This window comes from Klebsiella sp. A-Nf5, from assembly GCF_002810545.1.
Classification (GTDB): Bacteria; Pseudomonadota; Gammaproteobacteria; order Enterobacterales; family Enterobacteriaceae; genus Klebsiella; species Klebsiella variicola.
The window spans coordinates 1-535 of sequence record NZ_PIOG01000224.1; the positions used below are offsets into that span (position 1 = coordinate 1).

Consider the following 535-nt stretch of genomic DNA (forward strand, 5'->3'; position numbering starts at 1 on the left):
TGTAACATGGCCAGACCGCTCAACGCTGTGATAGACATTACGGCAGACGTTCTTTAACCATAGCTTCTAGCATCTTAGCAACACTTTTTTCAGCGCAAAATCAAAAGGGGCTTCGGCCCCTTTTTTGCTAAATATATTATTTAAAACTGAATGCATTGAGCTCTGATTTGTAAATATCAACCATTTCCTCAACTTTAGTCACTATTCCGTCAATCAATTCCTCTTTCATGGGATTAGTATTGAGGTTTAAATATGCTTTATATAAAAAATATTTATCTAGATTACTTTCAATATCTTCAGCGAATCTATTAGTAACTCCATTAGTCAACAAGATACCTGTCAGTCTGCTATTGAAAGGATGTTTAATATAAATTTTTATTAGCCTTTTTAGCTCTTTTTCGTCCTTGATAACTCTATTTTTGAATCCAGATATATTAAGCTCCCAGCCGATAATATTAGGAAGCCAAGAATCGAACTCGGCCACTTTTTCGGCCGATTTTTCCATATTCAGCTTGATGCTATTTCTCATATGTAG

At 34.8% G+C, this 535-nt stretch carries 1 protein-coding gene; it reads right to left on the reverse strand.

Translation table 11 applies throughout. The features are described 5' to 3' along the window. Positions 1-136: 136 nt before the first annotated feature. The coding region (locus CWM53_RS22065; protein WP_206062631.1) for a hypothetical protein at positions 137-535 on the reverse strand (399 nt) is incomplete at its 5' end.